Origin of the sequence: Chromobacterium sphagni, assembly GCF_001855575.1 — a bacterium.
Classification (GTDB): domain Bacteria; phylum Pseudomonadota; class Gammaproteobacteria; order Burkholderiales; family Chromobacteriaceae; genus Chromobacterium; species Chromobacterium sphagni.
On sequence record NZ_MKCS01000004.1, the window covers coordinates 345906 to 361492 of the forward strand.

The 15587-nt window shown below is 63.6% G+C and carries 11 protein-coding genes and 1 pseudogene; 5 read left to right on the forward strand and 7 right to left on the reverse strand.

Annotation, left to right across the window (positions count from 1 at the left end; all coding sequences use genetic code 11):
- Positions 1-18: 18 nt before the first annotated feature.
- Complete coding sequence (locus BI347_RS22055) at positions 19-720, reverse strand: glutathione binding-like protein (RefSeq protein ID WP_071117115.1); 702 nt, start codon at positions 718-720, stop codon at positions 19-21.
- Between the two features lie 358 nt (positions 721-1078).
- On the opposite strand from BI347_RS22055, the gene BI347_RS22060 reads away from it, so the two are divergent.
- On the forward strand, positions 1079-1723 hold the full coding sequence (locus tag BI347_RS22060; RefSeq protein ID WP_071117116.1) for an SOS response-associated peptidase: 645 nt from the start codon (positions 1079-1081) through the stop codon (positions 1721-1723).
- Positions 1724-1778: 55 nt separating this feature from the next.
- Here BI347_RS22060 and BI347_RS25075 read toward each other — a convergent pair.
- Positions 1779-2159: pseudogene (locus BI347_RS25075) on the reverse strand (ACP S-malonyltransferase); the annotation flags it as partial.
- Here BI347_RS25075 and BI347_RS22065 point away from each other — a divergent pair.
- On the forward strand, positions 2082-2612 hold the full coding sequence (locus BI347_RS22065) for a hypothetical protein (RefSeq protein WP_204378135.1): 531 nt from the start codon (positions 2082-2084) through the stop codon (positions 2610-2612). The pseudogene BI347_RS25075 and the gene BI347_RS22065 overlap by 78 nt on opposite strands.
- 67 nt (positions 2613-2679) lie before the next feature.
- Here BI347_RS22065 and BI347_RS22070 read toward each other — a convergent pair whose 3' ends face one another.
- A complete protein-coding gene (locus BI347_RS22070) occupies positions 2680-3546 on the reverse strand; it encodes a class I SAM-dependent methyltransferase (RefSeq protein ID WP_071117118.1) in 867 nt (288 codons plus the stop codon).
- A 274-nt stretch (positions 3547-3820) separates the two neighbouring features.
- Positions 3821-6673: a GGDEF domain-containing protein gene (locus tag BI347_RS22075; RefSeq protein WP_071117119.1), complete on the reverse strand. Its 2853-nt coding sequence runs from the start codon at positions 6671-6673 to the stop codon at positions 3821-3823.
- A gap of 243 nt (positions 6674-6916) precedes the next feature.
- On the opposite strand from BI347_RS22075, the gene BI347_RS22080 reads away from it, so the two are divergent.
- Entirely contained in the window at positions 6917-8323 is a 1407-nt protein-coding gene (locus BI347_RS22080) for a purine-cytosine permease family protein (protein WP_071117120.1), read from the forward strand.
- 49 nt (positions 8324-8372) lie between these two features.
- Here BI347_RS22080 and BI347_RS22085 read toward each other — a convergent pair whose 3' ends face one another.
- The gene (locus BI347_RS22085; RefSeq protein WP_071117121.1) at positions 8373-9602 is read right to left on the reverse strand and encodes a M23 family metallopeptidase; all 1230 of its coding nucleotides are present in this window, start codon (positions 9600-9602) and stop codon (positions 8373-8375) included.
- A gap of 344 nt (positions 9603-9946) precedes the next feature.
- Here BI347_RS22085 and BI347_RS22090 point away from each other — a divergent pair, with 344 nt between their 5' ends.
- Positions 9947-11272, forward strand: a complete 1326-nt coding sequence (locus BI347_RS22090; protein WP_071117122.1) for a DUF3422 family protein — start codon at positions 9947-9949, stop codon at positions 11270-11272.
- Positions 11273-11332: 60 nt separating this feature from the next.
- Here the strand turns inward: BI347_RS22090 and BI347_RS22095 are convergent, their stop codons facing one another.
- Together BI347_RS22095 and BI347_RS22100 are read right to left on the reverse strand one after the other, a co-directional pair.
- Entirely contained in the window at positions 11333-12802 is a 1470-nt protein-coding gene (locus tag BI347_RS22095; RefSeq protein ID WP_071117123.1) for an acyl-CoA-binding protein, read from the reverse strand.
- A complete protein-coding gene (locus BI347_RS22100) occupies positions 12795-14045 on the reverse strand; it encodes an MASE1 domain-containing protein (RefSeq protein ID WP_071117124.1) in 1251 nt (416 codons plus the stop codon). The genes BI347_RS22095 and BI347_RS22100 overlap by 8 nt, the downstream gene beginning before the upstream one ends.
- Before the next feature lie 489 nt (positions 14046-14534).
- On the opposite strand from BI347_RS22100, the gene BI347_RS22105 reads away from it, so the two are divergent.
- Entirely contained in the window at positions 14535-15584 is a 1050-nt protein-coding gene (locus BI347_RS22105; protein ID WP_071117125.1) for a DNA cytosine methyltransferase, read from the forward strand.
- Positions 15585-15587 lie beyond the last annotated feature (3 nt).

Sequence of the window (15587 nt, forward strand, 5' to 3'; positions counted from 1 at the left end):
CCGGGGCTTTTTTTATGCCTATCCGCCGCGCGGCTTTCCATCCTGGCCGAACAGGATGGCGCGCGAGGCATCAGTCAGGGTGGGGGTGGTGTTGATGCCTTCGGCCAGCTTGTAGGCTTTTTGCACCGCGGGCCGCGCCGCGATGCGTTCGAACCAGCGCTTCAGCGCGGGGAAGTCGTGCAGATCCTGCCGCTGTTTTTCATGCGGAACAATCCACGGGTAGCAGGCCATGTCGGCGATCGAGTATTCGCCGGCGATGTAATCGCGGCCATCGGCCAGTTGGGTGTCCAGCACACGGTACAGGCGAGCGGTTTCGCGCACGTAGCGGTCCACCGCATACGGTAGCTTCTCCGGCGCGTATTGGGTGAAGTGGTGATTTTGCCCGGCCATCGGCCCCAGCCCGGCCATTTGCCAGAACAGCCACTGCAATGTTTCGTTGCGGCCGCGGAGGCTGTCGGCAATGAAGCGACCGGCCTTGTCGGCCAGATAAAGCAGGATGGCGCCGGACTCGAACAGGCTGACGGCTTCGCCGCCGTCCGCTGGCGCGTGATCGACCATGGCCGGGATGCGGTTGTTGGGCGCGATGCGCAGGAAGTCCGGCTGGAATTGCTCGCCCTGCGAGATGTTGACCGGGATCAGGCGATAGGGCAGGCCAGCTTCTTCCAGGAAAATGGTGATCTTGTGGCCGTTGGGCGTGGTCCAGTAATACAGGTCGATCATGGCATGCCTTCCTGCTGTTTGGTGGTTGGAGCAATGACATGGGGGCGGCGGTGGGTTTTCAAAGAGGCGCCGCGGGTATTTTGTCCTGCCGCATCGACAGCGGCTTTCCGCTTTATCGAGGCCGCTGGTCAATGCGGAAGAAAGCCAGCCGCCTGATCCCGCGCTCCCGCTCAGCTGGCGGCGCCCAGCGGGGCATGGCCGCCAAGCTCTTGCCGCAGCAGTGGTATGATGCTGGCCGTATACAATCAGCGCTATGCGTTACAGGTGAGCCATCGATGAGCGAGACGCCGTATTTCCACTCCAGAATTTTGCATGCAGCGGGAGCGCAAAGCGCGGCGTGGCGGCTGGAGGGCTGGCCATGTGCGTGAACTTCATTTCCGCGTCCCGCCGCCAGTTGCTGGAGCATTTCGGCATGGATGCCGGCGACTGGCAGTGGCCGGACCAGGCCTGGCAGGATTATCAGGCGCCCATTCTCACTCGGCATGGCCTCCGGCTGGCGTCGTATGGCTTCATTCCCAAGCGTCATCAGCCGCTGGGCGTACGGCTGTCCACCATGAACGCGCGGGCCGAAACCATAGGCGAACTGCGCAGCTACCGCGAGGCATGGCAGCGTGGCCAGTTGTGTCTGGTGCCGATGCAGGCCTTCTTCGAGCCATGTTATGAAAGCGGCCGCGCGGTGCGCACTCGCATAGGCCTGGCCGACGGCGCGCCGTTCGCGGTGGCCGGGCTGTGGCGCAAATGGCGTGAAGCCGATGGTTCGATCAGCGTCGCCTTCACGCAGATCACCATCAATGCCGATCATCACGCGCTGATGGGCCGCATGCACAAGCCCGGCGACGAGAAGCGCACGCTGGTGATCATTTCACCGCCGCAGTACGACGCCTGGCTGAATTGCCGCAATCCGGAAATGGCGCGCGCCTTCCTAACGGCCTGGCCTGTGGCGGGCATGGCCGCGGTGGCGGAAGTTCCGGATGTCCCAAGCCAGGGTTCCCTGTTCGACTAGCAGCAACAGCCGGTAACCCTCGGGAGTGGAAAGGCGCGCTGACCGCAAGAGAAATGAAGGTGATCCCCTGTTGCAGGAAGATTTCCTTGGCATCGCTGAGAGCCGCTATCGGTCCGGAGAGGACGACCTGAGCGTGTGAGTTGTAATTGGCGACGTCCAGCGCATCCAACCCATATTGAGACAGCAGCGCATGAACCTCGTCCGGGCTGCGATCGATGACCGCGGCCATGCCGCCGCCGCTGGCGCGCGCCATCAATTCGCCTCGTTTCTTGACCAGCTTGAGTCCGGTTTCGAATGAAAAGGCGCCGGCGGCGAACAGCGCGCTGTATTCGCCTATGCTGTGGCCGAACAGACGCGCGTGCTGCAAGCGGTCAATATGGCGCTGCAACTGACGATAAGCGAGACTCCGGAGCGTTTCGCCGAGGTGTTGATCCACCGGGATGAGATCGACCTCTCATTGCCGCTGCCGGAATACCGGCAAAAGCTGACGGCGCTGGCCCGGCGGCGGGGGCTGAAACTGGAGGACGAGCGACTGCGGCAGATGATCGAACGATCCGCCCGGATCCAGCAGGCGTATCAGGTGGAGCAATACCGTACCCTGCCGCTGCCCAGGGCGGAGGAGGTGGCATGCCATTACTTCCGCAATGCCGGCGGTTTGTGGATGGGTGCGTTGGAACCGTATTTCTCCACCGATAGCCGGGAATTCGCCGCGTTCAATCACGCCGATTATTGGCGCGAGTGGCGCCGGCAGCTTCCCAGGTTCGAGATGCGGGATGTGGTCTCTTCCAACCACATGACCCTGCTGAGCGAGCCCGAGCCGTTCGAAACCATCACGGGCTTCTGCGGCGAGTTGTACATGGAGAGTCTGGTGGCGGACGAGGCGGTTTGAGAGGTTCCGCGACGGCGCGGATGAAGCCGGGCAAGGCGCGCGAGTCAGGGCGCCTTGCCCGCTGCGGCTAGACGGTTTTCCGCAGCTGCCAGAGCTTGTACGCCAGGCGGCCGTTCTTGTAGGCCTTGACGCCGCTATCGTCGAAGAAGTGGAACATGGTGTCGAACGCGTGCCACACTTCAGGCGACAGCGAGCTGTTCTGCTGCTTTTTCTCGTTCACCAGCGTCTTGAGCACATGTTTCAGATGGCCGCGCTCGCTCTCGAACGCCCTGATCACGCCTTCTGAGATGTCGACATGATTCTCCACCGTGAAACCGGCTTGGTGGATCATCGCCTGATGCTGTTCCAGCACATTGGCGAAGAAGTCCACGCCGATCTTGTCCTGCTCGGACATTTCGCTGCGATTGTCGCCGCGCATGGTGTCTGCGTAGAAAAACAGGCCGCCCGGCCTCAGCACCCGGTGGACTTCCTCCCCAAACCTGTTCAGATCCGGATAGCAGTGCGAGGATTCGATATTCACTACCGCGTCGAATTCGCCGTCGTCGAACGGCAGATTCGTCGCGTCGCCGCCGATTAAGGAGAGCCCGTCCAGACGATGAACCCGGTCGCAGAACTCGATGTGGGCGGGGCAGAAGTCCAGGCCGGTCACCGACGCCGCACCGGCGTAGCGCGCCAGATAGGAGCAGTTGCCGCCGCGCCCGGAGCCGATCTTGAGCACGTTCTTGCCACTCAGGTCAGCGTCGCCCAGCAGCGTCCGGATCAGGTTGGCCGAGCATTGCTGCTCTCTATCCTCGTCGCGGAGCCAGGCCAGGTCGCCATCTTTCTCCAGATAGCCGTAGTTCAGGAAGGTCAGGCGGCTATCCGGAAACATCCGGGTCATCATGTTGTACCACTGGCTGATCGGCGAAGTGTTTTCTGCTACTGCTGCTGTCATGTATGCCTGATTTTCAAAGAGTGGATGGAATGGCGTGTGTCATGATCGAGTAGCGCCGGAAACTCGCGGCTGACAGTGCCCCTCTCTGCCATTGGACCGTCTTCGATAGGCCTGCTGGCCAATGTTGATATCGAGCCATCCAGTACGCCGCGGCAGGCGATAGGGAGTGATCGGAAGTCAGAAACAACGCAGGGAAACGGTGTGGCGATTTTGAAATCGCACAAATTCAAATTTCGCCATTTCCGCACGGGAAAATGGTCTGCGATGGCGCAGTTCAGCCCACCCGCTGCAGCCGATAGGTGTTGCGCCCCGCATCCTTGGCGCGGTACAGCCCCTCGTCGGCAATCTCCAGCAAGCGTTCGGGGGTGATGTCCGGGGTGAAGGCGTAGGCGACGCCGACGCTGGTGGTCATATTGTAGGTGTGTCCGTGCAGCTCGGCGCTCTGGCGTACCACCGCCAGCAGTTTCTCCACCACGTTGATCACGGTGCGTTCCGAATCCAGCCCGATCAGCAGGATGACGAACTCGTCGCCGCCCAGCCGCGCCACGTGGTCGGTGGCGCGCACATTGCCGCGCAGGCGGCGGGCGAACTCCCGGATCAATTCGTCGCCGGCCGCATGGCCCAGGGTGTCGTTGACCAGCTTGAAGTGGTCGATGTCCAGGAACAGCAGCGCCAGCGCCTGGCGCTTAATGTAGTGGTGCTTGATCTCGTCGCCCAGCAACTCCATGAAGGCCGTGCGGTTGAGCAGTCCGGTCATGGCGTCCAGCGTGACCTGGCTGCGCAGCTGCATCTCGCGCGCCCGCGCCTGGGTGATGTCCCAGATCATCACGTAAAAGCCCGATACCGAGCCATCGGCGTGCTGCTGCGGGATGTAGCGTCCTTCGACGTAACGGCTTTCTCCCCGCACCTTCATGTCGCGCTCGAACGAGGTGGCTTGGCCTTCCAACGCCTTGGCGACGTGGGGCCGGATCGCCTCATAGGCCTCGTCGCCCAGAAAATCGCGCATCTGCATGCCTATGATTTGTTCCGGCGAGATGCCGAACAGCCGCATATAGGCCTTGTTGCAATAGCGGTAGCACTCTTCCTTGTCGACGAAGGCCACCAGCGCCGGAATCGAGTCGGTGACCGTCTTGAGCAGGGCTTCGCGCAGCACCAGGTCCAGCTCCGCCAGCTTTCTTTGCGTGATGTCGCGCACGCTCACGCTGATGCTGTCGCCAGCGCGGACGATCTCGTGATGGATCCAGGCCGGGTGCGAGGCGTCGAACACCTTGGGCACTTCCTCGGAGATGGCCTTGCCGGTCTCGATCACCCCCTTATAGCTTTCGAAGTAATTGGGTATCCGGTACCAGGACATCAGGTCCTTGAATTTCTTGCCTATCGCCTCGTCGCGCCGCAGGTGCCACATCCGCTCCGCTTCGGCATTGATATAGACCACGCGAAAATCCACCACCGCGCCGTTGGCGTCGCGCAGGGCCTCCATGATGATGAAGGCGTCCATATTAGCCTCGGCGGCATTGCGGAAGCGCTCCGCCGCCAGTTCGGCCATGAGGTTGGACTGCAGCACTTCGCGCAGCAGGGGGTGGGTGCGCCAGCGCAGTATCAGCGCGCCCAGCGTCACCATCGCCAGCATGATCAGCGCGCTGCGCTCCAGATCGCGCCGGATAGGTGCCATCAAATCGGCAATCTTGATCTTGTAGCTGAAGGCCAGGCCGGTATCGTTGACCGGTTCGTAGGCGCCGATCACGTGGCGGCCGGAGTAATCGACGGTGCGCAATGCGCCATGCTTGCCGAAAAAGGCCGGCCACATGGTGAAATGCTGAATATTGCCTGCCAGCGGGATGGTGATGACCTGGTCCCGCGGCAATTGGGGAAAACAGCGCAGGTAGCGGCTATCGTGTCCGCACAGGGAGTAGATGCCGCTCAGATCCTGGCTGGGGGCGGTGTCCACGACAATGCGGTCGAACATGTCCAGCCGCTGCTCCAACACCAGCTTGGCCATGCCGGCGGAGGTGCGGTAGCTGGCCACGGTTCGGTACAGATAATGGCCGTTCCACAGCAGCCAGGCTCCGTTCGGCGAACGCATCGCCACTATCTGGCGCGGCTTGGTTTCGAAGTAGCCGACCTGCACCAGTGTGCGGCCAGCGCCATCCTGGATGGCGATGCCGTTGAGGCTCATGTGGTTCAGCGCGGTCAACCGGGCGGCGGCGTTCTGGCCCGATTGGCCGTGGCTGGCGGCTTCCAGAATTTCCTGAATATCGGCGCGCTGGTACAACCGGCGGGCGATGTCGTTGCTGAGCTCGAACTGGGCGTTCAACAAGGCGGCGCGCTGCCGCACGCTGTAGGACATCACAGTGCGCAGGCTCTGTTCGTGCGCATCGCTGGCAAAGCGGTAAACCAGCAAGCCGGTGGCAAGCGAAATGGCGATCAGCAGTGCGGTGGCGGTCAGGGAGACCGAGTTGGCCAAATCCTGCGAACGCAGGTGCCGCTGCTGCTCCAGCCGGGTCAGCGCGTACAGTCCGAGGCTGGCGAGGATGACGCCGGCCGCGGTAAGCAGCGCCATCCGTACCGACGCGCCCCAGCTGTACAGCAATTCCAGATTGATCAGATAGGCTACCGCGCCCAGCACGCCCAGCAACAGCGCGCCGCCAGCGCAGGCCCGCACCCCGTTGAGGCGAGCGTTGGCGGCGGGCAGCAGGCCCAGGCCGCCGGCCAAGGCGATCAGAGCCAGCGCGGTGGTGGGCGCCATCCGTCCAGGGTGGGGCGCCAGATCATGTTGCCAGGCGTGCAGTTGCGGAAAGTCTATCCACCAGGTGTGGCCGCTGGCATGTTCGAGCAACGCCAGCGTGGAGGCCGCCAGCACCAGCGCCGCCAGCAGCCGGTGGGCTTGCCAGTTCGGTCGCCACAGCGCCAGCAGCAGCCCCAGCCCGTACAGGATCAGACAGGCGGCGGTTGAGATTACCATATGGACGTTTTCCGGAACGGGGGAGTCTGAATGCGCAAACAGGCCGGCGATGACGCTGGTGCCCAGCAGAGTCAGCGCCAGGACCGCCGCGCAGATCAGCAGTCGATATCTGCCATGGAGCAACTGGCGCTTGAGGTCGGTAGTCGACAGGCTGATTCTTTGCACCGCATCTATCCCGCAGGCCGATAGTGAAGGGTCCTACTCGGAATGTTAGGACAAATATCCGATCTGGGAGGGTGTCGGATACGTGTAATTACTTGCCAGCGCCCAGGCCATGTGAATGGCTACTGATTTGCGGTCAAACATTCCAAAGGTATACATTGTCCCGGCCGGCTGTCGCGCGCAGCGGCCGGCGAGATCCGCGCTCAAGACGGACACGACACCCGATAAAGGAAGAGAGAGACCATCATGCCAGCATCCCGACAGAAGAACCCGGCGCTGATTGAGCGCCGTTCGATAGATTTCATTCCGGAGGACGAGCGCCACGGACGCGTCTTCAGCCAATTCACGCTGTGGCTGGCGGCCAATCTGCAGATCACCGCCGTCATTACCGGCGCGCTGGCGGTAGTGCTGGGCGGCGACGTCTTCTGGTCCATCATCGGTTTGCTGCTGGGGCAGATCCTGGGCGGAACGGTGATGGCGCTGCACGGCGCGCAGGGACCGAGGCTGGGCTTGCCGCAGATGATAGCCAGCCGCGCCCAGTTTGGCGTAAAAGGGGCGATGCTGCCGCTGGCGCTGGCCTGCGTGATGTATCTGGGCTTCAACGCCACCGGCATGGTGCTGTCCGGCCAGGCGCTGGGCCAGCTGCTGGGGGCGAGCGACCGCGCCGGCATCGCGTTGTTCGCCTTGACGGTGATGGTGGCGGCCACCCTGGGCTACCAGGCCATTCACAAGCTGGGCCGCTTCGCCAGCATGCTGGGCCTGCTGGCCTTCCTCTACCTGTTTGTCCGGCTGGTGGAGGGGACGGATCTGGCGGCCCTGGCGCTGGCGAAAAAGCATTTCGATCCGGCAGCCTTCCTCACCGCGGTGTCGCTGTCCGCGTCCTGGCAGATCGCCTTTGCGCCTTATGTGTCGGACTATTCCCGCTACCTGCCTGGCGCCACTTCGCCGGTGCGCACCGCACTGGCCATCGGTCTGGGTTCGGGGCTGGGCGCGCAGATCGCCATGTCGCTGGGCGTGCTGGTAGCGGCGATAGGCGGCGCGGCCTTCCGCGGGCATGAGGTGGCTTACTTCGTAGGCCTGGGGGCCAGCGGCGCCATCGCCGCCGCGCTGTTCTTTTGCGTGGCTTTCGGCAAGGTCACCATTTCCACGCTCAACGCCTACGGCAGCTTCATGTGCTTCAGCGCCATCGCATCGTCGCTTGGCGGGCGGTCCGCAAACATCGGCCCGCTGCGGCGCTGGGCCACGGTGGCCGCGATGCTGCTGGTGTCGGTGTGCATCGCCATCGTGGCGCAACACAGCTTCCTGCCGCTGTTCAAATCCTTCCTGCTATTTTTGCTGGCCTTCTTCACGCCGTGGAGCGCCATCAATCTGGTGGATTTCTATCTGATTTCCGGCGGCAAGGCGGACCCGGCGGCGCTGGGCGATAGTCAAGGCCGGTATGCCGGCTATGCCTGGACCGGGTTGGCCGTGTATCTGGCGGGCATCTTGTCGCAGCTGCCCTTCATCGATTGCGTCTTCTTCACCGGTTCCATGGCGAAGGCCTTGGGCGGAGTCGACATTTCCTGGCTGGTGGGCTGGTTGGCGTCGGCGGCGCTGTACTGGCTGCTGGCCAGGCAGCGGACTCTGGAACCTGCCGCGTCGAAGTCTTCCTGATGCCGGCCGGGCCGCCGGTACCATCCGCTCCCGACGGCCCGGCCTTATGTCACCACAAGCGATTGGCCGATGGGCACAGTGGCACCACCGGCGCGTTGCTGCCGGTGTCGAGGAAGCCGTCGCTGATCCAATGCCCTGCATCGGTGCGGTTCCAGATGTCGGTGCGGCCCCATACTCCGTCCACCGCCTCGCCGCGCACATGGCATTGCAGCGCCAACCGTTCGCCGCGGGCGGCGCTGCCGCTTATGTCGGCGCTCAGGCTGGGCGCGCCTCGCAGGTTGACGCGGGCGTCGCCGTCTCTGGGCCTGGCTGTGCCGACGGCGCCGCCCGGCGTCGGCGCATCGCCGCTGCCATAATTGACCAGCCGGCCGCCCACATTCACCCGGCTGCCATTGCGCGCCGCATAGCCCTGGTAAGCGCGGCTGCCGGCGAAGAATTGCCAGCCGCCCAGCCATTTGCGGTTGACCGGCTCGGCCTGGCCCTGATGGATCAGCGAAAAGTGCACATGCGGCCCGGTGGTGCTGCCGCCGCAAGGCAGGCCGTTGCCTATCGTGCCCAGATACGCTCCTTTGGCCACCTTTTGTCCGTCCGCGACGGTGTTGAGGTTGATCATGTGGTAGTAGGTGGACGAGTAGCCGTTGTCGTGCACCAGCTTAACCAGCGCGCTGCCATTGCGCATGCAGCTCTTGTAAATGACGCCGGCCTGCGGCGCCAGCACCCGGCCATCGCCGCCGGCGAAGTCTACCGAATCATAAGGCTGGCTTTCGCCGCTGTAGCCATGCGCGCCGCCGGTCATGTTCCAGGCCGCGCCTTCCTTCCATGGCAGCCCCAGGCCGGTGGCTTCCGGGGCCAGTCTCTTGCTGCGGATCTCCTGACTTTGCCAGGCGCGTTTCTCGTCCTGGCTCAGCCAGCCGCCTGGCGCGGCGGACAGCAGCGCGGCGAAGTCCTTGCCGCCCTCCAGCGCCAGTTGCCACCCCTGGCCGGTTTTGCGCGCCAGGAACAGGCGGGATAGCGGAATGCGGTCTTCCGCCGTGACGCCGGCCAACACGGGCAGGGGCTGGGTAACCGCCCCCAGCGTCCAATCGCCATCGGGGCTTTCCCGGTTTACTTCCACCAGCGGCCTCTCCTGCGCACCTTTGGCCAATGGCAATTGCGGCGAGAAGGCGGCGATTGCCGTCTGGCGCAACGCGGCATCGGATGTCTCCATGGCGGCGTGGGCGGCGGTTGCGCCAAGTCCGGTCGACAAGATGGACAGATATGAAAGGGCGGTTTTCATCATCACGGGCTCCTTATAGGGTTCTGCGACTTGGCCAGCAGACAAGCTGTTGGCCTTGCGACCATATAAGCAGTGATTGCTATTTTCATCTGTCCTTAAAGAGGGGCGATCCGCGGGGAACCATTTTCCAGATGGGATCGACACCGCTTTCCGCCTGGATCCCAGGCCCGCAAGGCCGTCTTCGCAGGCGGCTTGGCCGAAAATGGCGGCGGATGCGCTCTGCGCTTATCGCCGTTGTCGGCGCGGAGTCGGGCGGGAGGTGTCGGCGAGGCATTTCAGACCACAAATGCTGCAATGCAGCATACGAGATACTATGCTGAAGCAGGCCACCCACCGGAAGCCGCGCCATGACCATTCCCCTTGATGCAGACGCCATTCGGCTGAACGAACACTCGCAACGCCGCCAACTGAACCGCGAGGCTCATTTGCGGCCATCGTTGCAAATCGCCGTCGGCGCCCGAGTCAGTTATCTCGCCTATCTGCATCGCCACCTCAGCCGGGAGCAGGAAAACTGGCTGTACCGGGAGCTGGCGATACAATTGGACATTCCCTGTCCGCCGCAAGACGATGGGCAATTCCTGCTGGAAACCTCCATCGGCCGCATCAAGTGGGAAAGACATGGCGAATTCTCCTCGTTGGCCATCATGGCTCGCGAAGGGGAGTCCCGTCCCTTCGCCAAGCCGGCCTTGCTGGCGCTGCCAGCAACCTGGCTCGAGTTGCTGCCGGGCAATGTGCTGGTGGCGGCGCATGCCGTGCTGCTGGGCCCCGGAGCCTTGCCGCTGCGGGTGGAGGACATCGCCGCGCAATATTTCAGCGGGCACGAGCTGGTTGGCGCGGAGATCGGCGACGGCGCCGGCCGCGCCTATACCGATTTCCACATTCATGCGGATGGCTTTTCCCGGTATGTGTTGGCGGACTTCTACATGGGTCGCCGCCAGGCGGCGCGCATGCTGTTCCGGCTGCTGGAGCTGGAAACCTACCGCATGCTGGCGCTGCTGGCCTTGCCGGTGGCCAAAACCATCGCGCCGGAGCTAGCCAAGGTGGACGAGGAACTGGCGGAACTGACCGGCGCGATGTCCATGGCCTGCGGGGAAAACGAACCGCAGCTGCTGCACCGGCTCACCGAACTGGCCGGCGCGACCGAAAATGCCCTGTCGCGCACGGACCATCGCTTCACGGCCTCGCAGGCCTATTACGAAATCGCGCGCAACCGCATCGTCGAGCTGCGCGAGAAGCGCATCCAGGGCCTGCAGCCGTTTCAGCAATTCATGGAGCGCCGACTGGCGCCGGCCATGGACACTTGCCGCGCAGTGGCGGCCAGGCAGCGCGAGCTGGCGGAGCGGGTCAACCGGGCCACGGCCTTGCTGCGCACCCGCGTGGACATCCGCCGCGAACGGCAAAACCAGGCGCTTCTCTCCTCGATGGAACGGCGGGCGGCGATGCAGCTGCGTTTGCAGCAAACCGTGGAGGGGCTGTCCATCGCCGCCATCACTTACTATGCGGCAGGCTTGGCCGGCTACCTGTTCAAAGGCGCCAAGGCCGCTGGCCTGCCGCTCAATGTCGAGATCGCCACTGCCGCCATGGTGCCGGTTCTAGCGCTGGCGATCGCGCTGGGTCTGGGCAGGATGCGCGCCATGCTGCACCGCCAGGACGAGATCGGCAGAAGCCATTGACCCCGGAGGTGCCTGCGTGTGGTTTATGCCGTTCCGTCGGCAACTCGATAAGACGGCAATTCAAACCGCCTGGGTGTCCGCGGCCTTCAGTTCTCCCACTAGCGCCACGTACTCCCGCATCGCTTGCTCGCGCGGCATACCGCGGCGGCTTGCCCAGGCGTCATGCTTGGCGCGCCCCACCACATCCATCACGCTGGGACGCTCGCCGCTTGCGTCGCCACTGCTGCCCTGTTTGTAGAGCGCATACAACGCCAGCAGGGTAGCGTTGTCCGGCGCCTTGCGCAGCGTGCGCGACAGCGCGGCGGCGGCTTCGAACGATTTCTCCGCCTCGGACGGGCCGTCCGGCAGCGGCGCGCCGCCAAAATGGCGGTCTTCCGCCTCGACGTCGTCCGGAAACCAGCGCGCCTCCAGCAGGCGGCCCTGGCGCATCCGTAGCGACAGCGCGCCCGGCGAGGCGAGCGTCCCGGCGCGCAAGACTGCGGGCAGCACTGCCATGTCGGCGTTGAGTACCGCGGCGCCGAAAGCGGTGAAGGAAACGTCGCTCTGCGCCGCACCCAGCAGCCGGGACAGCCCCTTGCCGCCGCGAAACGCGCCGCTGCAGCGGTTGCCGCCGGGCTGCAGCCAGGCGAAGTCGGGGATGCCGCGGTGGAACAGCGCCGCGAAGTCGCCGTGTTCCAGGTCTTGCCGCGCCAGGTCCAACAGCTCGCGCATCTGTTGCGCGCTCATGCCGGGGTCCGTCATCGCGGCGGCAGGTGTGGCGGCTTCGAAGAACTCCAGCACGTTTTTGCCGACGATCTCGCGGTCGTTGTCCACGCAGATCATGTGATAGCTGTCTTCCAGCACTACCATGCGCGCCAGGCCGGCGCGCTTGCCGCCGCCGATGCGCTCCACCAAATAGTGGGCGGAGCGCAGGCTGGTCAGTTCGTCCTGACGCGCATGCACCACCAGCGTGGGGCAGTTTATGCGTTCCAGCCCCTTGGCTACCTGAGCGCGCAGGCGGTCCACTTCGCGGATGCAGGCCAGCGGCACCCAGCCATAATGGAAGTTTTCGCCGCGGCGGAACTTGGCTTTGACGATTTCGCGCAGTTGCTCGTTCTTGATGCCGTAAGGGTCCTCTTCCGCCACCTTCATCCACGCCGGGACGCCGGGTATGCGGTACAGCAGCGGCCGCAAGCCGCGATACCAGGGCGTGGCCCAGCCATCGATGAAGACCGGCGGCGCGAGCGCCACCAGCCGCCCCTTGCCGTGGCGCTCGCGCTTGACGGTTTCCACCGCCAACAACGCGCCCATGCACATGCCCATCACATGCAGCACCTCGTGCTGGTCCGCAATCTCGCGGTATTTCAGCCGCACCGCCTCCAGCCAGTCCTCCATGCGCACGCCAACCAGGTCTTCGGGGCGGGTGCCGTGGCCGGGCAGGGTGAGCGAGTGGGTGACGAAACCGGCATTCTTCAGCCGCTTGTGCATGGAACCCAGGTCGTACTGGGTTCCGCCCAAACCATGGATCAAAAAGACGCCCGGCTCAGTCATCGATAGCCTCCGCGCGCAGCATGGCCACCACCTGTTCCACCTTGCCGTCGGCGCCGCGGATGCCTGCCAGATGCTCGCGCACCCGCAGCCGCCGGCCATCGTCCAGCCGCAGGGTATAGCTTTGCTCGCTTTCCGGCGCAATGCCTTGGGCTACGTCGCTCCAGACTGCCTGCGCCAGCCCTCGCTCAGCCGGGTCTATCCGCTCCAGCCATTCCTCCAGGCTGCCGATGCCGGTGCCCAGCTGGACGCCTTCTCCCCATACCGCCTGGCCGGTCACCGCGTCGTACTCCACGCTGGCCACCCTCAGCGCCCGCATGGTGCGTTCGTAGCGCAGCCTCCAGTCGCGGGCCTGGTCCAGCGCCAGCCAGCGGTCGCGGGCGAGAGCCCGCACCATGATCATGACGCCGGTCCAAATCGCCACAAAGGCCTGCGCCTCGACCACGGCTTCGCCGGGAAAGCCTTCCGCCACCGCGAAAGGCCCACCGCCATGCGCGCTGCGGCCAATGATCAATAACGAACCCAGCAGCATGGCCAGCGCGCCGCCGCGCGCGCCCCACAGCGCGGCGGACGCCAGCAGAAAGGGCATGGGCAGATAGGCCAGGGTGGCGGCGACATGGCCGTAGCGCTGTTCGATGTTGTCGGCGAACACCAGGGCGGTCGCCAGCAGAAACGCCAGGAAAGCCAGCCCGCCGGCCAGAAACTGCGGCATCGGCATGCCGCCGGAGCGGCGGATGCGGAAGCCGCGGAAGGCCGTGGCGACGGGGGCCAGCAGCAGCAGGCCTATCGCGGTGGAAAAGGTCCAGGCGCGGCCTTCTTCCAGCAGATTGGCGCCGGGCCGCAGCCATTGCCACATCGGCATGGCCAGCAAGCCCCCCAGCGCGGCGGCGAACAGCGCGCCGGCGATCAGCAGCATCGCTCCGGCGCGGCTGTCCGGATCGTGGCCGCCCAGACGGGCGATCCAGGCGCCGGATGCCATACAGACCACCTCCAACCCTGCGAAAGCCAGCCCGCCGCCCAACCCCAGTCCATGCGCTGCCCAGGCCCAGACAAGGGAAGCGCCGGCAGCGCCGGCCAGAATCGCCGGCCACCACCAGCGCGATGAAACCAGCAAGGCGGCGAAAGTGACGCCGCTGCCGAGCCAGACCGGGGTGGTCAGGGTGGCGGCGTTGGCCAGTGAGCGGGACAGGATGGCCAGCGCCAGGAACAGCGCCGCCACCAGCAAGGCTTTGCGAATTTGCGGCATGAGAGTCACCTCGGTAGTCATGCATGCAGAATAGGCGGCAGCGATGCGGAGCGGCAAGGCAGGCTGTCTGGGGCAGGCTTCCGGTGCGGACGCCATCCAAGAGGTACAATACAGCCAAGACCCAGAAAAGGTTTGAGCAACTGTCGGATTTTGCGATGAAATCGATTTCGGTGGTGACTTACAACATCCAAAGGGGTGTGCCTCTGTAACTAATTGATATGTAATGAGAAAACTTACCCCCGCCACGATGACTCCAAAAACAATACAAAACCGTTGTTCGGGGCTCTGCACAAATTAATCCATATAGCGAGGCTTGGTAAGCTAGTGAGAGCTCTCCAAAGCTGACTTTCTAAGCAAGATTCAGGAAGTCTGCTTTCAATGAGTAAGCAGCTGATCTCCCTGTCTGCGGGGTGATGCAACCTCTTCTGTATGGCAACCCTAGAGAAAGGTTATACTCGAGTGGGAGGATTTTGCCTGGTTTTGGATAGCATGAAAAAAACATTGATCAAGCAACACGCACCGACAGCCATAGACCTGTTCTCCGGCTGTGGTGGATTATCTCTTGGCCTTAAGCAGGCAGGATTCCAGGTAGCCTGCGCGGTCGAGATCGACCCCAAAGCGCAGGAAACTTACCGTCTAAACCATACGGATGTCCGGTTGGTCCCTTCCGACATACGAAAGGTCCGAGTTCGGACGCTGATGCGTGAGCTAGGCATGAAAGCAGGTCAACTCGACCTGTTGGCCGGGTGCCCACCCTGCCAAGGCTTCTCCCGGATCAGAACCAGGAACAAGAGCAGCTCGGACGCTGACGCCCGAAATGACCTGATCTTCGAGTTCCTGAGATTTGTGCGCGGTTTCCGCCCCAAGACAGTCATGTTAGAAAACGTACCGGCGCTGAAAGACGACCCTCGCTTCGAAACCTTCTGGGCGGAAATGCAGCGTCTTGGGTACCGCGGCCAGCCGGAAATCCAGGATGCAGCAAAATTTGGGGTTCCGCAGCGCAGGAGACGCCTCATCTACTTGGCCGTCCGTGGCAGATACCCGCTGCCCGAGCTCGATGCTACCGGCGAGTTAAAGACCGTCCAGGATGTGATTGGGGCTCTCGCCCCAGCTGGCACATCTGGCGATCCTATACACGACATCCCCGAAAATCGTGAATCGAAGACGTTGGCGCTGATTAGGGCAGTTCCGCACGACGGAGGCAGTCGCACGGACCTGCCCGAACAATTTCGGCTTGCCTGCCATGAGACAACCGACGGGTTCAGGGACGTGTACGGCCGGATGAGTTGGGGGCTGCCGGCCCCAACTATCACCGGCGGCTGCCATAACCCTTCGAAGGGTAGGTTTCTTCACCCTGTCCATGATCGCGCGATTACGCTTCGGGAAGCCGCTCTCCTACAAGGCTTCCCGGCTTCATACAGATTCAATGCAGAACATGGCAAAGAAGCGATCGCACTGATGATCGGCAACGCTTTACCTCCACCCTTCATCAGCGCACATGCGACGGCGCTCATTAAATCGATTCGCAAACACAAGTAAAAC

Coding starts and splice junctions, on each gene's coding strand:
- BI347_RS22055 (WP_071117115.1), bottom strand. CDS start 720: ATGATCGACCTGTATTACTGGACCACGCCCAACGGCCACAAGATCACC.
- BI347_RS22060 (WP_071117116.1), top strand. CDS start 1,079: ATGTGCGTGAACTTCATTTCCGCGTCCCGCCGCCAGTTGCTGGAGCAT.
- BI347_RS22070 (WP_071117118.1), bottom strand. CDS start 3,546: ATGACAGCAGCAGTAGCAGAAAACACTTCGCCGATCAGCCAGTGGTAC.
- BI347_RS22080 (WP_071117120.1), top strand. CDS start 6,917: ATGCCAGCATCCCGACAGAAGAACCCGGCGCTGATTGAGCGCCGTTCG.
- BI347_RS22085 (WP_071117121.1), bottom strand. CDS start 9,602: ATGATGAAAACCGCCCTTTCATATCTGTCCATCTTGTCGACCGGACTT.
- BI347_RS22090 (WP_071117122.1), top strand. CDS start 9,947: ATGACCATTCCCCTTGATGCAGACGCCATTCGGCTGAACGAACACTCG.
- BI347_RS22095 (WP_071117123.1), bottom strand. CDS start 12,802: ATGACTGAGCCGGGCGTCTTTTTGATCCATGGTTTGGGCGGAACCCAG.
- BI347_RS22100 (WP_071117124.1), bottom strand. CDS start 14,045: ATGCCGCAAATTCGCAAAGCCTTGCTGGTGGCGGCGCTGTTCCTGGCG.
- BI347_RS22105 (WP_071117125.1), top strand. CDS start 14,535: ATGAAAAAAACATTGATCAAGCAACACGCACCGACAGCCATAGACCTG.